The sequence below is a fragment of the Streptomyces sp. NPDC020898 genome, from assembly GCF_044333925.1.
In the GTDB taxonomy this organism is placed as follows: domain Bacteria; phylum Actinomycetota; class Actinomycetes; order Streptomycetales; family Streptomycetaceae; genus Streptomyces.
The window spans coordinates 317,036-332,617 of the sequence record NZ_JBIRRV010000008.1; the positions used below are offsets into that span (position 1 = coordinate 317,036).

Sequence of the window (15,582 nt, forward strand, 5' to 3'; positions counted from 1 at the left end):
GGGGGGTTGGGGTCCGCCGTTACGGGGGGCTTGGGTTGGGGTTGGGGGGGGTGGGGGGGCGGGGGGGGGGGGGGGGGGCCGCGCCCCCCCCCCCGCTACCCCTTACCGCCTTACCGCCTCAGCTCGCCCGCGATTCCCCGCAGCGCCTCGGTCGCCCGCCGCAGCAGGCCCGGGCCGAAGGTGACGCGGGTGGCTCCGAGCTCGCCGAGTTCGGCCGGGGAGGGTCCGTCGAGCGTGGCGAACACATTGAGCGGGCCCTTGATCCCCGACCGCAGCCGCGGCAGTACGGCGAGCGGCGCCTCGATGGGATACACGCAGTCGGCACCAGCGGCCACGTACAACGCGGCCCGCCTGATGGCCTGTTCGGGGTCCTGGTCGCCGTACGCGAACGTGTCGACGCGCGCGTTGAGGAAGAGGCGGTCGCCCGCCGCGTCCCGTACCTCGGCGAGCCGGTCGGCGTGCGCGTGCGGGTCCTTGAGGGCGCCCGCGTGGGAGTCCTCAAGGTTGCAGCCGACGGCGCCCGCTGCCAGCAGCCGCTCCACCAACTCCCTTGGCGCCAGCCCGTATCCGTCCTCCACGTCCGCCGACACGGGTACGTCCACGGCACGGGCGATCCGCGCGACCGCCGCGAACATCTCGTCGACGGGCGTGTCCCCGTCCGCGTACCCGAGCGAGGCCGCGATCCCGGCGCTGGGCGTCGCGAGGGCGGGGAACCCGGCGGCGGCGAACTCCCGTGCGCTGACGGCGTCCCAGGGGCCGGGTAGGACCAACGGGTCGCCGGGGAAACGCTGTTGGTGCAGGGCCCGGAAGACGTCCACCGTCACTTGGCGCCGCCGGTCGCGTACTGGCCGGGTGTGTAGTGCCCCGGGACCATACGGGTCGTCACGGCGAAGCGGTTCCAGGCGTTGATGACCGTGATCCCGGCGATCAGGTGGGCCAGTTCGGCCTCCTCGAAGTGGCGGGCGGCGCGCTCGTAGACCGCGTCCGGTACGAAGCCGTCGGTCAGGACGGTCACCGCCTCGGTCAGCCGGATCGCGGCCAGCTCCTTCTCCGTGTAGAAGTGCGCGGACTCCTCCCACGCGCTGAGCTGGACGATCCGCTCCACGCTCTCGCCGGCCGCGAGCGCGTCCTTGGTGTGCATGTCCAGGCAGTAGGCACAGTGGTTGATCTGCGAGGCCCGGATCTTCACCAGCTCCCAGAGCACCGGGTCGAGGCCCTGTTTTGCCGCCGAGTCCAACCGGATCATGGCTTGGAAGACGTCGGGGGCGAGCTGGGCCCAGGGGAGACGGGGGGCTTTCTCATAGGTGGTCATGCCATCGACCCTAGGAGCCGAGTAGCCCAAGAGTATGGTCCATTTCCATGGCAGGAACCTGGGCCACTTCGGGAGTGGACCTCCACGTCGACCCGACCGGTACCGGCGTGCGCAGAGGGCTGACGGACGCGATCCGGGAAGCGGTGCGCGGGGGCAGGCTGGCGCCCGGTATCCGGCTGCCCTCCTCCCGCTCCCTCGCCGCCGATCTCGGCATCGCGCGCAACACGGTCGCCGACGCGTATGCCGATCTGGTCGCCGAGGGCTGGCTCACCGCCCGCCAGGGCTCGGGCACCAGCGTCGCGGAACGGCCGGTGCCCCGCCCGTCCGCAGGTCCGACCCGGCACCCGCGTTCACCGTTCCCGCCGGTGCACGACCTGATCCCCGGCAGCCCCGACCTGTCCTTCTTCCCCCGCGCCGCCTGGCTCAAGGCATCCCGCCGTGCCCTCACCAACGCCCCGAACGAGGCCCTGGGCTACTCCGACCCGCGCGGACGCGTGGAACTCCGTACCGCCCTGGCCGGTTATCTGGCGCGCGCCCGTGGCGTCCACACCCATCCCGACCGCATCGTCATCTGCTCCGGCTTCGTGCACGGGCTGATGCTGCTGGGCGCCGTACTGCGGGGCCGGGGGCACGGGTCCCTGGCCGTGGAGTCGTACGGGCTGGACACGCACTGGCGGCTGCTGGAGCGGGCGGGGTTGCGGACGGTGCCCCTCGGCCTCGACGAACTGGGCACCCGTACGGAGGAGTTGACCAGCGGCGACGGCGAACTGGCTGACATACGAGCTGTGTTGCTGACCCCCGCGCACCAGTTTCCGATCGGAAAGTCGCTGCATCCGGACCGGCGGGCCGCGATCGTGGACTGGGCGCGGCGAGGCGACGGACTGATCCTGGAGGACGACTACGACGGGGAGTTCCGTTACGACCGTCAGGCGGTGGGCGCGCTCCAGGGGCTGGATCCCGACCGGGTCGTGTACGTCGGTACGGCGAGCAAGTCGCTGGCGCCGGGCCTGCGGCTGGGCTGGCTGGTGCTGCCGCCGTCCCTCGTCGGTGAGGTCGTCGCGGCCAAGGGCAGAATCGACTGGTCCTGCGGTGTCCTCGACCAGCTGACGCTCGCGGAGTTCATCGACTCGGGTGCGTACGACCGTCAGGTGCGCGCCGCCCGGCTCCGCTACCGGCGCCGCCGGGACGCCCTGGTTACCGCCCTGGCCGCCAGGGCACCCGGCGTACATGCGACCGGCATCGCCGCCGGTCTGCACGCGGTCCTCCAACTCCCGCCGGGCGCCGAGGAGTCGGTCGTACGGGCGGCGGTCCGGCGACGGCTGGCGGTGCACGGCCTCGACCTCTACCGCCACCCCGGGTCGACCGCCGAGCGGACGGACGCACTGGTGGTGGGGTATGGGACGCCGGCGGACCATGGGTGGGCGGGGGCGTTGGAGGAGCTGTGCGCGACGGTTGCTGTGGCTGGTTCCTGGAGGAGCTGACAGCGGGGGCAATGGCGCATGACCCGGCGGATCGGCGCCGTAATTCCGTCGAATTCGCGATCCCGGAGTCCTCTTCGGCAGATACAGTATTCCCATGACCACCACTGAACTCATATCCCGTGTCGCCCTCAAGAAAGTCACCCCCGATGTCTCCGCGTCGATGGGTGCTCTGCACGCTGCCGCTGTTTCCGCCGCGCAGGATGCCAAGGTCGAACCCGAACTCCTCGAACTGATCCGGATTCGCGCGTCCCAGCTCAACGGCTGCGCGTTCTGCCTCGACATGCACACCAAGGACGCCCGCGCCCAGGGTGAGACCGAGCAGCGGATCTACGCCCTGAACGCCTGGCGGGAGACCCCCTTCTTCACCGAACGGGAGCGCGCCGCACTGGCGTTGACCGAGGCAGTGACCTTGGTGCACGACGGACAGGTGCCGGACGACGTGTACGCCGAGGCCGCCGGGGTCTTCGACGAGGCGCAGGTCGCCGCGCTGATCTGGGCGGCCACCGTCATCAATGCGTACAACCGGATCGCTATCGCGACGCGGATGGTTCCGGGGGCTTATCAGCCGGCGGCGAAGAAGAGCAGCTGAATTCGGGCGTGAAAGGGTAGGGCAGGGTGAATGTATATCTCCCTGCCCTACCCTTTCTCCCTGCCCTGCCTTCGTTACCTTTGTTTGTTTATTGCAGCGGTTCCCTCAGGGTCTCCAGCCATTGCCGCCATTCGGGCGCCCGCGATGCGGGCCCCGCCCGTAGAAGCGGTTCCGTTTCGCCCGTCCATTCCGTCACCGGGCGGATTCCGTGCAGCGCGTTGACCAGCCACACCTCTCGGCCGTCCAGGTCGGCGAGGGTGCGTTCGCGGTGGGCGACGCGGATGCCGGTGCGCTGGGCCCGCTCCTGGATGAGGGCGGCGGTGACCCCGGGCAGGACGGGGAGTTGTGGCGAGGGCAGACACAGGGTGTCGTCCTCCCACCACAGGACGCTGGAGGTGGCACCCTCCAGGACCAGGCCCGAGGGCGCGATCAGTACCGCCTCGTCCGCACCCACGTAGGACGCGCGCTGCCGGACCCGGGCCAGGATGTCCAGGTCCGGACCCTTGCGGCGGGGGGTGGTGCGCGGATCGGTCTGGCCCGTCGCCCAGACCCGTACGCCTGTGCCGAGCGGTGGCGCGTGGCGGAGAAGGAGCCTCAACTCCCTTGACTCCGCGCCCAGTTCCACCCGGGGGAACCACTCCCCGGTGCGGGGCAGCGTGGCGCTCATGTCCCGCCAGAAGTCGACCAGTTGACGCAGCGAAGGGCCGCCGCAGTCACCGCAGGACCGCAGGAAGCGTTCCCGGTGCCGGGCGAGGGCGCGTACCCGGCCGTCGCGCAGCAGCCAGGAGTCGGCGACCACCAGCCGCTCGCCCACCGTCGGTACGCCGTCTCCCGAGCCCGGTCCGGTCAGCCCGCGGCGCGGCGACCACGTCAACAGGCCTTCCCTGATCGCCGGTTGGGTGGTTCCTGGTTGGGTCAGTGTCATCACGTGCTCTTCTCGGTCAGTACTTGCGGCCGGCCACGGCCGGTGCCCCGGTCCGGGGGCCGTACGGCGCGTGCTCCAGCCACGATCCGCACCAGGGCAGGACCGGGGACAGTGCCGCCGCCGCGCGCTGCTTGGCCCGGACGATCCGGCGCCGTGGACGAAGGTGGTCCAGCGCGCTACCGGCGGCCGCGCTGTTGAACAGGGCCGCCGCGCGCCGCACTTCGGCGAACTCGGTGACCGCTCCCGCCAGCCCCGTCCGGGTCACCGCCGCGATCGAGTCCGCCGCTGCCGCCGCGTCCGCGATCCCGCTGTTCATGCCGCGCGCCCCGAACGGCGGGAACAGATGCGCCGCCTCCCCGACGAGCAGCACCCGCCGGTGCGGATCGGTGAACGCGTCCGCGACCTTGCGCAGGAAGCGGTACGTCGACACCCACAGGATCTGTTCCCCGTACCCGGACGCCCCCAGCACCGCCGGCAGCCAGTCCCGTACGGCCTCCTCCGTGCCGTACGCCTCCTGGCGGTCGTCGTCCAGGCACTGGAGGTCGACCTGGAAGCCGCCGGTGAAGGGCACGCGCATCACGCTTCGGCCGCCCACGCCCGGGTGTTCGTAGTGGAAGACGCGTTCCAGGGGCAGTTCGGCGCCGGGCAGGTCCGCGACGTCCACGACCACGTGGAACCCCTCCGAGCGCGTGCCCTCCATGGTGATCCCCAACGCCGCCCGGACCGCCGAGCGGGCACCGTCGGCGGCGACGACATGGGTGCCGTGCCAGAGGCCGCCGTCGGAGTCGGACAACGTCACTCCGGTCGGCGAGGAACGTACGCCCGTCACCTGTACCCCCCACGCGAACTCCACGCCCGCGTCCCGGCAGGCGGCGCGCAGGAAGCGCTCGGTGTCGACCTGGCGCAGGCTGGTGAAGGGTGGGACGGCCGTCGGTGGGTTCGGCGTCTCGGGGAAGGTGCGGGAGTAGACCTCGCGGCCCCGGTACAGCGTGCGCCGGGTGTGCCACGTGCGTCCGTACGACGTGAACTCGGCGGCCAGGCCCGGGCGCATCCCGTCCAGCAGGCGCAGGGTCTCGCGGTGCACGAACAGAGCGCGGCTGCCCGGGCGTTCACGGTCCTCGGGGTCCGACTCCAGGACGACGACGGGCAGTCCGTGGGCGCGGAGAGCGAGCGCGGCGGAGAGGCCGACGGGGCCCGCGCCCACGACCAGTACCTGGCCGGTGTCAGGCGGGTTCATGCGCGTGCGCTCTCGGCCAGCATGCGGCTGATCTCCACCCGCTTCACCTTCCAGGTCGCCGTCATCGGCAGCTCCTCGAACCGCCACTGCCGGGGCTCGGCCATCGTCGGCAGGTCCGCCGTCGCCCGGCGCCAGCGGTCCGGGTCCAACGGCACTTCGTCCCGTACGCAGATCACGGGCACCGGCTCGCGGTCGGCGCCCGGCACGATGACGACCTCGCGCAGCTCCTCCAGCCGGTCCATCAGCGTGTCCTCGACCTCCAGGTTGCTGTGCACGGAGTCGATCTGGTCGATCTCACGGTCGATGAGGTAGAGGGCGCCGAGCCTGCTCCGGTAGCCCATGTCGCCCATCTGCCACCATCCGCCGCTGTCCAGCTGGCGCTCGTACTGCTCGCGCGCGCCGAGGTAGGTGAGGATGCGCCCGCGCGTACGGGCCTCGATGCGGCCCGGTTTCCCCGGCGCGGCAGGCTGCCCGTTGTCGTCCGTGACCCGGACGCGGGTGAACCCGGGTATCCCGATCCCGACCCGTCGGCCGTCCGCCTTCGCCGCGCTGCGCCGGGTGAACCACTGGAAGGCGACGGGCCCGGTCTCGCTCTGCCCGTACAGCTGGATCAGCCAGGCGCTACGGCGCTTCGAGGCGCCCAGCAGCCGCTTCACGGTCCGCGGGTGGATCGCGTCAAACGTCGACCCGTACGACCGTACGCGCGACAGGGGTTGACCCGGGGCGTCCGCCAACTCCTCCCACAGGACGAAGGTGTTCGGGTGGGTCTCGACGATGCCCGGGCGGTGGCGGGCGAGCAGTGGGCCCACGGCGGCCGGGGTCGGGTCGGTGATCAGGAGCAGGGGGCTGCCGAAGTGCAGGAGCACGCCGAGGAGATGGTAGAAGCGCGAGTGCACGAAGGACATGTGCAGCGCGGCCGTCTCACCGCGCGTCGGCCAGCCCATCGCCTGCTGCGGTACGAGGCGGTTCCACATGGTGTTCGCGCAGTGCACGGCAAGTTTGGGCACGCCGGTGGTGCCCGAGCTGTGGGTGATCAGGGCGGGTTCGCGGGGGTGGAGACGGACGGGCGCGGCGGGCTCCGCACCGGCGTACATGGCCAGGGGTTCCGCGCCGGACGCGGTGGCGTCTGCGCCGGCGTCGACGGAGAGGATTCTGCGGACCAGCGGTGAGAGGTCCAACTCCGCCAGTGGGCCGGTGAGTTTGGCGCTGTCGGTGAGCAGCCAGGGGCGGTGCAGACGGGCCAGCAGCTGGCCGACGACCGGTCCGGCGAGGCCGGGGGAGAGGAGCACGGGGACCGCGCCGATGCGGGAGACGGCACAGGTCAGCAGCACGATGTCGACGTTGTCCGTCTTGTGGACGACCACCTCCTCGGACGGCCGTACTCCGGCCGCCCACAGTCGGGCCGACAACTCCTCGACCAGATCGGCCAGTTGGGGGTAGCTGAGGTCGACGCCGAGATCGGGGGCGACGTCCAGCGGCCGGTCCAGGGTGACGAAGACGGCTCCGTGGCGGTCGGCGGCCCGCCGGAAGATGGGGCCCAGATAGAAACCGCGGTCGGCGAGCAGGGGCTGCTGCTGTGGCATGCGCCCGTTCCCTTCTGATGTACGGCAGGCGGTCGTGACGGTTGCGGGGGCGGTGGCGGTCACCAGGCGCCCTGGCGGACCAGGTGGCGGCGGAGTTTCCCGGTCGAGGTGCGGGGCAGTGACGGGACGAAGCTGACGCTTCTGGGGGCCTTGAAGGCGGCGAGGCGGGCGCGGGCCAGCTCGATGAGCTCGGTCTCCAGGCCCGCCCGGACCGGTCCGACGGGGACGACGAAGGCACGCAGCCTGCTGAAGCCCCGCTCGTCGGTGAGGGCGGCGACGGCGACCTCCTTCACCGCCGGATGGGTGCGCAGTACGGCCTCCACCTCCAGTGGGGAGACCGTGATCCCGCCGACCATCTCCATGTCGTCGGCGCGGCCCAGATGCCGGTAGGTGCCGTCCGGTTCACGCAGCGCCCGGTCACGGGTGGCCAGCCAGCCGCCGACCAGTGAACGGGCCGTCTCGTCGGGCCGGTTGAGGTAGCCGCTCGTCAACGTGGGCCCACGCACCCAGAGTTCGCCCTCCGCTCCCACCCCGCCGCCGGGTAACGGGAGCCCGGCGCGGTCGCGCAGCTCGACCTCGAAGCCGGGGACGGGGCGGCCGACCGTACCGGGGTGGTTGTGGTCGAGGCTGTTGGCGCAGAAGGCGTGTCCGGCCTCCGTGGAGCCGATCTGCTCCAGCACCGGCGCGCCGAGCAGCTCGCCGACCTGCTGCCCGAGGCCCTTCGGCATGCCCTCGCCGGCCGACACGGCGGCCCGTACGGAGGCGAAGCAGGCCTGGTGGCCGCCACCCCGGTCGGTGACCAGGGCCGCGTACGCCGACGGCACCGAGTAGATCAGCGTCACCCGGTGCCGGGCGACGAGTTCGTCGACGGCGGCCGGGGTCGGACGCCGGTCCACCAGGACGGCCGACGAGCCGGAGAAGAGCGGGAAGACGAAGGCGTTGCCGAAGCCGTAGGCGAAGTACAGCTTCGAGACGGAGAGGGTGACGTCGTCCTGGGTGATGCGGAGCAGGCGGCGCCCGATGAGGTCGTGGTAGGTCTTCGGGTCGCCGTGGTTGTGCACAACTCCCTTGGGGCGCCCGGTGGTTCCGGACGTGTACTGCACGTACAGGGGGGTGTGCGCGTCCACCGGGCAGGCGGTGGCGGCCGGTTCGGCGGTGGCGGCGAGGGCGGCCAGCTGGTCGGCGCCGAGGAGGGGCCGGCCCGCGAAACGTTTCTGTTCCCCGTCCCCCTCGCACTCCTCCAGGCCCGGTCCGGTCACGCACAGCACGGCCCGGGCGTCCTCGGTCATGAACGCGTGGTCGGTGGGCGGGAGTTCGGGGTTGACCAGGACGGCCACGGCACCGAGCCGGGCGGTGGCGAGGAAGGCGGTCACCCAGGTGATGCCGTCGGGCAGGGCGAGCAGCACCCGGTCGCCGGCGCCCACCCCGTGCTGGGCGAGCACCGTCGCCGTACGGGCGGCCAGGTCGTGCACCTCGCCGTGTGTCCAGACCCGGTGGCCCTGGTGGAAGGCGGCCCGGCCGGTCCATCCGCGCCGCTCGGCGAGGTCGGTGAGGTGCGCGGCGAGGTTGCCGGGGACCTCGGCCTCGGCGGGGGCCGGGGGAGCGGTGGCGGACCGGGGGCTCGTCATCGGGCGGCCTCCTCGGTGGCGGCCGACAGCGACGAGGACTCCTGGTGCTCGTGCTGGTACTCCTCGTACGCCCGCATCTGCGCGGCCGTCTTCAGCAGCATCTCGTCGTACTCCGCGACCGGGTCCGAGTCGAGGACGATCGCGCCTCCCGCGCCCAACTGCATCTCCCCGTCGGCGATCACGGCGGTCCGGATGACGATGCTGAGATCCGCCCCGCCGCTGCACCCCAGGTAGCCGAGGGCGCCGGAGTACACGCCACGGGCCTCGGTCTCCAGCGAGTCGATGATCTCCATCGTGCGCAGCTTGGGCGCCCCGGTCATGGAGCCGCCGGGGAAGCAGGCGCGGACGGCGTCCACCGCGCCGGTGCCCTCGCGCAGCCGTCCCTCGACGTAGGAGACGAGCTGGTGCACGGTGGCGTACGTCTCGGCGACCATGAGCCGGGAGACACGGACCGTGCCGGTGCGGCAGACCTGGCCCAGGTCGTTGCGGAGCAGGTCGACGATCATCAGGTTCTCGGCGCGCGTCTTGTCGTCGGCGGCCAGCGAGTCCCGGAGGCGGTCGTCCTCCTCCGGCTCGTCGCCGCGCGGGGCGGTGCCCTTGATGGGCCGGGCCTCGGCCATGCCGTCCCGGGTGATCCGCAGGAACCGCTCGGGGGAGGAGCCGGCCACGTCGAGGTCGCCGAACCGCAGGAAGGCCGCGTACGGCGCCGGGTTGACGCGGCGCAGGACCCGGTAGAAGTCGTACGCGTCAGGCGGGGCGGGCAGCCGGGCCGCGTTGGTCAGACAGACCTCGTAGCTTGTGCCGGCGGTCAACTCCCGTCGGCAGGCGGCGATGTCGGCCAGATAGGTGTCCCGGTCGCGCACCAGCCACGGCTCGGCGGCGGCGAGGTCCGGCTCGGCGGCCGGTGCGGGCAGCGGCGGCTGCTCCCCGGACACGAAGGTGAGCTGGGCCAGCGCGCTGTCGAGCCAGTCGGCGGCCTCCAGCGTGGCCTGCTGGGTGTCCTCGGCGACACAGACGGCGTAGGTGAAGCCCTCCTGGTGGTCGACCGCGATCAGCCGGTCCGCGAACAGCCAGCAGGCGTCGGGGGTTTCGGCCCGGTGGACGTTGGGCGAGGCTCCGCAGTCCGCCTTCGTCTCGTACCCGAAGTAGCCGACGTATCCGCCGGTGAAGTCGAAGGGCAGGCCGGTGGCGTCCACCTGTCGGTTCGTCAACTGCCGTTTCAGGTAGTCGAAGACGCTCGCCCGGACCTTGCGTGTGGGCCGCCCCTCCCGCTCGATCTCACAGACGCCGCTCGTCACGTCGTAGCGCACGAACTCGGCGAGCGGACCCGACCCGTCCCCGAGGAACGAGAACCGCGACCGCCCCTTCTCGACCTGCGAGCTGTCCAGCCAGAACGCGCGCGGCGAGCCGGCGTACATCCGGCCGAAGGCGGCCTCCGTGTCGACGGCCCCGGCGATCCGGCGGATGTGCAGACGGTGGGTGGGGCGCGGCGCCGAGGAACGGCGCTGCGCGGGGATGCGGACGGTGGGCGCCGGGGAGGACGGCTCGCGGATCGCCGCCGCGGTGCGGGTGACGGCGGTGTTCTTCGTACGGAGCTTGCGGGCGCGTTCCGCCGTGAGGTTGCGGAAGTTCATCAGCATGCGGCGGCCGTACTCGGTGAGGACGGACTCCGGGTGGAACTGCACGCCCCACAGCGGCCGGGTGCGGTGCCGCAGGCCCATCAGGACGCCGTCCTCGGCCCAGGCGGTGGCCTGGAGGCTCTCGGGCAGCGGCTCGCGCACGGAGAGGGAGTGGTAGCGGACGGCGGTGAAGTGCTGCGGCAGCCCCTTGAAGAGGTCCTGCTCGTCGTGCCGGATCGTGGACAGATATCCGTGCCGGGGCTCGGGGGCGGGCACGACCCGGCCTCCCTGCTCGCCGAGCGCGATGCCCTGGTGGCCGAGGCAGACGCCGAGTACGGGGACCCGGGACTCGGCGAGTACACGTGCGCTGATCCCGAAATCGCGGGCGGTGCCCGGATGCCCGGGGCCGGGGGAGACGACCACGTTCTCGAACTTGTCGAATTCCAGCAGACTGTCGATTCTGCTGGTCGGCGCGTCGTTGCGGATCACCACCGGCTCTTCGCCGTTGACCTCGGCGATCAGCTGGAACAGGTTGTACGTGTACGAGTCATAATTGTCGATGAGCAGGGTCTTCACCCGCCCACCTCCCTTGTATCGTTCATGCGGTTCGCCTTTTGTGCCGTCCACGAAGCGCCTGGAGCGGCGGGTACAGCCATTTCTTGAAGAAACGCTGAAGGCGCGGCATGAGAATCCAGGTGACGAGTGCCGTCACGGACAGACACAGCAGCAGCGTGCGAATGAGCGGATTGAGTCCGCCGAGATAGGGGAGAACGGTCAGATTGAATATGAGCACCGGCGGAAACACCGCGCTCATGTTCACGAACCACAGTTTCCATTTCGACGGCGGCCGGGGTGGAGCCGGTGCGGCGGCCGGTGCGTCGGTCTGGGCGTCGAACCATGTCTTGGAGCCCTGGACGCGGCGGCGCCCGGTCTCTCCGGCAAGACCCTCCGCCTTGGCCGCCCATTGGGCCCAGGTGACGGAGTTCTCCCAGGCGAGGGCAGAACTATCACTGTCGAAGCGATAGACCACATGCCAGTCCGCCTCTCCGTCGACAAGCACACCACCCCCCAGAAAACCCGGCTCACGTGCACTTGCACGTAGTAAGGCCCACCCCCAGGAGTGGAACTCGGTCTCGCGGCCCGGGATCACGTGATACGCCACCGTGACGGTAACGGGATTCCTGGTCACGCTGTCAGATACGGACCGAGCAGCGATCACGCTCAAACCTTCAACGAAGATTTTCAAAATCTCCGTGTGAATGTCCGGAACATAACTCTTTATCAGCCCTGAACGGGCTTGTCCTCAAACTCCCCCAGAGGGGGACCCCCAGATGGGCTGGAGTGGTCCAGCGGGGGCGAAACCCGTTCGGGCGCCTCACCGAACCGCGCCAGCGCCAGCGCGCCCAGCACAGCGACCCCGAAGCCCGTCACCGCCAGCCACCCCAGCCCCTCCCGCGTGCGGTCCCCGAGCCACACCACCCCGATCAGGGCCGGCCCGATCGTCTCCCCGATCACCATCCCCGCCGTCGGCACCGTCACGGCCCCCCGCTGCAACGCCGACGTGAGCGACAGAAACGCCGCCGCGCCCCCCAGCACCAGCGCGTACGTCGCCGCGTTCCCCACCAGCGCCCCCACCGACACCTCGTCGATGAGCCGCACCGACACCTCGACCACCCCGAACCCGAACCCGGCCCCCAACCCGAGCGTCAGCCCCCGCACCCGCTCCGGCAACCGCCCGCCCATCAGCCCCAGCACCAGCACGCACCCGGCGGTCGCGAGCATCGCGTACCTCAGCACATCCGAGCCCGCCCGCTCACCCTCCGTCCCCGACGCCAGCCCCAGCATCCCCAGGCCCGCGCACACCACCCCCACCGCGGCCCACTCCACCCTGCTCAGCCGCACCCGCAGCAGCCGGGCGGCGACCACCGCGGTGACGGCGAGACTCGCGGCCAGCGCCGCGCCGACCGCGTAGATCGGAACGGACCGCAGCGCGGCGATCTGGAAGAGGAAGCCGATCCCGTCCAGCGCCAGCCCGGCGATGTACCGCCACTGCCGCACCGCCCGCAGCAGCAACGCCGCGTCGCCGCCCGGACCGCCACCGGCACCGGCGGTGCCGGCCGCCGCCCGCGCGGCCATCGCCTGCAACACCGTCGCCGTACCGAAGCAGACCGCCGCGCCGAGCGCGCACACCATTCCAAAGAGCACAAAGCGACTGTAGTGAGGGAGAACCACCGGTCGGGGCGGTGGGGCAACTACTTGGAGAACCGCTCGGGCGCCGTGAGCACCGCTCGCAGCTGCGCCAGCCCCCAGTCCAGATCCTCCTCGCTGATGACGAGGGGCGGTGCGATGCGGATCGTCGGGCCGTGGGTGTCCTTCACCAGCACACCCCGGTCCATCAGCCGCTCGGAGACCTGCCGGCCCGTGCCGTACGCCGGTGCGATGTCGACGCCCGCCCACAGCCCTCGCCCGCGCACCGCAGTCACCCTGCCCGTACCGGCCAGCGCCCCCAGCTCCCGGTGCAGATGCGCGCCCAGCTCCGCCGACCGCGCCTGGAACTCGCCGGACCTGAGCATCGCGATCACCTCCAGCGCCACCGCGCACGCCAGCGGATTCCCGCCGAACGTCGACCCGTGCTCACCCGGCCGGAACACCCCGAGCACCTCCCGCGAGGACACCACCGCCGAGACGGGCACCACCCCGCCCCCGAGCGCCTTCCCCAGCACGTACACGTCGGGCACCACGCCCTCGTGCTCGCACGCGAACGTCCGTCCCGTCCGCCCCAGCCCCGACTGGATCTCGTCCGCCACGAACAGCACGTTCCGCTCCCGCGTCAGCTCCCGCACACCCCGCAGATAACCGGCCGGCGGCACCCGTACCCCCGCCTCGCCCTGGATCGGCTCCAGCAGCACGGCCACCGTGTTCTCGGTGACAGCGGAACGCAGGGCGGTCGGATCCCCGTACGGCACGATCTCGAAGCCCGGCGTGTACGGGCCGAAGTCCGCCCGGGCCTGGGAGTCCGTGGAGAAGCTGATCACCGTCGTCGTACGGCCGTGGAAGTTGTTGCCCGCGACGACGATCTTGGCCATCTCGGCCGGCACGCCCTTGACCCGGTACCCCCACTTCCGGGCCGTCTTCACCGCGGTCTCCACCGCCTCCGTGCCCGTGTTCATCGGCAGGACCATCTCCATGCCGCACAGCGCCGCCAGCTCCGTACAGAACGCGGCGAACCGGTCGTGGTGGAACGCCCGCGACGTCAGCGTCACCCGCTCCAGCTGCGCCTTCGCCGCGTCGATCAGCCGCCGGTTGCCGTGCCCGAAGTTCAGCGCCGAGTAACCGGCCAGCAGATCCAGATACCGGCGGCCCTCCACATCCGTCATCCAGGCGCCGTCCGCGGTGGCGACCACCACCGGCAACGGGGCGTAGGTGTGCGCGCTGTGCGCGTCGGCCGCCGCGATGAGCGCTTCCGTCGTGTCCGTCGTGGTCACGGGACCTCCCGGGGGATGTGTGACCGCCCCTCCCTTCTATCGTCCTTCCATCCCCCTTGTTCGGTCTTCTGTTCGGCCTTCTTCCGTCGCTCGCATGGTGGACGCGGAGCCTCCGGCCCAGGGCGCGCCCGGTAGGCTGGCCGACGGGCCGTGACTGGCGCGCTGGGATGGGACGGACCATCGGGGAGCGGCCCGTGAGTGATCAGTGCCGTGCGCCTGGGCCGAACCGTGAACCGTGACCGTTTCAGCCACGCCGCCCGGAGGCCGTCATGTCAGAGCAGCAGCCCCTCTCCACCGAATCCACGGCCTTCCGCGCCGCCCTCGACGTGATCCGCGCCGTCGAACCGCGCATCGCCGACGCCATCGGCCAGGAAGTCGCCGACCAGCGCGAGATGCTCAAGCTGATCGCCTCCGAGAACTACGCCTCCCCGGCCACCCTGCTGACCATGGGCAACTGGTTCAGCGACAAGTACGCCGAAGGCACCGTCGGCCGCCGCTTCTACGCCGGCTGCCGCAACGTCGACACCGTCGAGTCCCTCGCCGCCGAGCACGCCCGCGAACTCTTCGGCGCCCGGCACGCCTACGTCCAGCCGCACTCCGGCATCGACGCCAACCTCGTCGCCTTCTGGTCCGTACTCGCCGACCGCGTCGAGGCCCCGTTCCTGGAGAAGGCCGGCGCCCGCCAGGTCAACGACCTCTCCGACGCCGACTGGGCCGAGCTGCGCCAGGCCTTCGGCAACCAGCGCATGCTCGGCATGTCCCTGGACGCCGGCGGCCACCTCACCCACGGCTTCCGCCCGAACATCTCCGGCAAGATGTTCGACCAGCGCTCCTACGGCACCGACCCGGCGACCGGCCTCATCGACTACGAGGCGCTGCGGGCGTCGGCCCGTGACTTCAAGCCCCTGATCATCGTCGGCGGCTACTCCGCCTACCCCCGGCTCGTGAACTTCCGGATCATGCGCGAGATCGCCGACGAGGTCGGCGCCACGCTGATGGTGGACATGGCCCACTTCGCGGGCCTCGTCGCGGGCAAGGTCCTGACCGGCGACTTCGACCCGGTCCCGCACGCCCAGATCGTGACGACCACCACCCACAAGTCGCTGCGTGGCCCGCGCGGCGGCATGGTCCTGTGCGACGACTCCCTCAAGGACCAGGTCGACCGCGGCTGCCCGATGGTCCTCGGCGGCCCCCTCCCGCACGTCATGGCGGCGAAGGCGGTGGCTCTGGCGGAGGCCAGGCAGCCCGCCTTCCAGGACTACGCCCAGCGCATCGTCGACAACGCCCGCGCCCTCGCCGAGGGCCTGATGAGCCGGGGCGCCACCCTCGTCACCGGCGGCACCGACAACCACCTCAACCTGATCGACGTCGCCTCCTCCTACGGCCTCACCGGCCGCCAGGCCGAGACCGCGCTCCTCGACTCGGGCATCGTCACCAACCGCAACTCCATCCCGGCGGACCCGAACGGCGCCTGGTACACCTCCGGCATTCGCATCGGCACGCCCGCCCTCACCACGCGTGGGCTGGGCACCGCCGAGATGGACGAGGTCGCCGGCCTCATCGACCGCGTCCTCACGGCCACGGAGGCCGGCACGACCAAGTCGGGCGCCCCGAGCAAGGCGTCCCACGTCCTGGACGCGAAGATCGCGGACGAGATCTCCCACCGAGCGACAGACCTGGTGGCGGGCTTCCCGCTGTACCCGGAAATCGACCTCGGCTGACA

General features: G+C 71.5%; 13 protein-coding genes and 1 riboswitch. Of the genes, 3 read left to right on the forward strand and 10 right to left on the reverse strand.

The genetic code is table 11. The annotated features are described in order from the left end of the window. Positions 1–110 precede the first annotated feature (110 nt). Both ACH4TV_RS26285 and ACH4TV_RS26290 read right to left on the reverse strand, forming a co-directional pair. On the reverse strand, positions 111–824 hold the full coding sequence (locus tag ACH4TV_RS26285; protein ID WP_398402139.1) for an isocitrate lyase/phosphoenolpyruvate mutase family protein: 714 nt from the start codon (positions 822–824) through the stop codon (positions 111–113). Then, positions 821–1,312 carry a carboxymuconolactone decarboxylase family protein gene (locus tag ACH4TV_RS26290; protein ID WP_398402141.1) on the reverse strand — a complete coding sequence of 164 codons (492 nt, stop codon included), beginning with the start codon at positions 1,310–1,312 and terminating at the stop codon, positions 821–823. The genes ACH4TV_RS26285 and ACH4TV_RS26290 overlap by 4 nt, the downstream gene beginning before the upstream one ends. 47 nt (positions 1,313–1,359) lie before the next feature. On the opposite strand from ACH4TV_RS26290, the gene ACH4TV_RS26295 reads away from it, so the two are divergent. After that, a complete protein-coding gene (locus ACH4TV_RS26295; RefSeq protein WP_398402143.1) occupies positions 1,360–2,793 on the forward strand; it encodes a PLP-dependent aminotransferase family protein in 1,434 nt (477 codons plus the stop codon). 94 nt (positions 2,794–2,887) lie between these two features. Then, positions 2,888–3,382, forward strand: coding sequence for a carboxymuconolactone decarboxylase family protein (locus ACH4TV_RS26300; protein ID WP_398402145.1), 495 nt, complete (start codon positions 2,888–2,890; stop codon positions 3,380–3,382). Positions 3,383–3,470: 88 nt separating this feature from the next. Here ACH4TV_RS26300 and ACH4TV_RS26305 read toward each other — a convergent pair whose 3' ends face one another. Genes ACH4TV_RS26305 through rocD form a run of 8 tightly spaced genes read right to left on the reverse strand, consistent with a single transcriptional unit; the run spans position 3,471 to position 13,859 of the window. Beyond that, complete coding sequence (locus tag ACH4TV_RS26305) at positions 3,471–4,307, reverse strand: aminotransferase class IV (protein ID WP_398402348.1); 837 nt, start codon at positions 4,305–4,307, stop codon at positions 3,471–3,473. Between the two features lie 16 nt (positions 4,308–4,323). Beyond that, positions 4,324–5,544 carry an FAD-dependent monooxygenase gene (locus ACH4TV_RS26310; RefSeq protein ID WP_398402147.1) on the reverse strand — a complete coding sequence of 407 codons (1,221 nt, stop codon included), beginning with the start codon at positions 5,542–5,544 and terminating at the stop codon, positions 4,324–4,326. After that, positions 5,541–7,127, reverse strand: coding sequence for a class I adenylate-forming enzyme family protein (locus ACH4TV_RS26315; RefSeq protein WP_398402149.1), 1,587 nt, complete (start codon positions 7,125–7,127; stop codon positions 5,541–5,543). The genes ACH4TV_RS26310 and ACH4TV_RS26315 overlap by 4 nt, the downstream gene beginning before the upstream one ends. Before the next feature lie 59 nt (positions 7,128–7,186). Next, positions 7,187–8,755, reverse strand: a complete 1,569-nt coding sequence (locus tag ACH4TV_RS26320; protein WP_398402151.1) for a benzoate-CoA ligase family protein — start codon at positions 8,753–8,755, stop codon at positions 7,187–7,189. Further along, on the reverse strand, positions 8,752–10,950 hold the full coding sequence (gene pabB / locus ACH4TV_RS26325; protein ID WP_398402153.1) for an aminodeoxychorismate synthase component I: 2,199 nt from the start codon (positions 10,948–10,950) through the stop codon (positions 8,752–8,754). The genes ACH4TV_RS26320 and pabB overlap by 4 nt, the downstream gene beginning before the upstream one ends. A 22-nt stretch (positions 10,951–10,972) precedes the next feature. Next, entirely contained in the window at positions 10,973–11,614 is a 642-nt protein-coding gene (locus ACH4TV_RS26330) for an antibiotic biosynthesis monooxygenase (RefSeq protein ID WP_398402350.1), read from the reverse strand. A gap of 41 nt (positions 11,615–11,655) precedes the next feature. Then, entirely contained in the window at positions 11,656–12,567 is a 912-nt protein-coding gene (locus tag ACH4TV_RS26335) for a hypothetical protein (RefSeq protein ID WP_398402352.1), read from the reverse strand. 59 nt (positions 12,568–12,626) lie between these two features. Further along, complete coding sequence (gene rocD, locus ACH4TV_RS26340; RefSeq protein WP_398402155.1) at positions 12,627–13,859, reverse strand: ornithine--oxo-acid transaminase; 1,233 nt, start codon at positions 13,857–13,859, stop codon at positions 12,627–12,629. A gap of 140 nt (positions 13,860–13,999) precedes the next feature. Then, a riboswitch (ZMP/ZTP riboswitch) is annotated at positions 14,000–14,088 on the forward strand. 40 nt (positions 14,089–14,128) lie between these two features. On the opposite strand from rocD, the gene ACH4TV_RS26345 reads away from it, so the two are divergent. Beyond that, positions 14,129–15,580 (forward strand): glycine hydroxymethyltransferase, encoded by a 1,452-nt coding sequence (locus tag ACH4TV_RS26345; protein WP_398402157.1) that lies wholly within the window; start codon positions 14,129–14,131, stop codon positions 15,578–15,580. Positions 15,581–15,582: the final 2 nt, after the last annotated feature.

Excerpts from the sequence above, each read along its gene's own strand:
- ACH4TV_RS26315 (WP_398402149.1), bottom strand. The coding sequence starts at position 7,127 with ATGCCACAGCAGCAGCCCCTGCTCGCCGACCGCGGTTTCTATCTGGGC.
- ACH4TV_RS26335 (WP_398402352.1), bottom strand. The coding sequence starts at position 12,567 with ATGGTGTGCGCGCTCGGCGCGGCGGTCTGCTTCGGTACGGCGACGGTG.
- ACH4TV_RS26290 (WP_398402141.1), bottom strand. The coding sequence starts at position 1,312 with ATGACCACCTATGAGAAAGCCCCCCGTCTCCCCTGGGCCCAGCTCGCC.
- ACH4TV_RS26300 (WP_398402145.1), top strand. The coding sequence starts at position 2,888 with ATGACCACCACTGAACTCATATCCCGTGTCGCCCTCAAGAAAGTCACC.
- ACH4TV_RS26320 (WP_398402151.1), bottom strand. The coding sequence starts at position 8,755 with ATGACGAGCCCCCGGTCCGCCACCGCTCCCCCGGCCCCCGCCGAGGCC.
- ACH4TV_RS26295 (WP_398402143.1), top strand. The coding sequence starts at position 1,360 with ATGGCAGGAACCTGGGCCACTTCGGGAGTGGACCTCCACGTCGACCCG.
- ACH4TV_RS26305 (WP_398402348.1), bottom strand. The coding sequence starts at position 4,307 with ATGACACTGACCCAACCAGGAACCACCCAACCGGCGATCAGGGAAGGC.
- ACH4TV_RS26345 (WP_398402157.1), top strand. The coding sequence starts at position 14,129 with ATGTCAGAGCAGCAGCCCCTCTCCACCGAATCCACGGCCTTCCGCGCC.
- ACH4TV_RS26310 (WP_398402147.1), bottom strand. The coding sequence starts at position 5,544 with ATGAACCCGCCTGACACCGGCCAGGTACTGGTCGTGGGCGCGGGCCCC.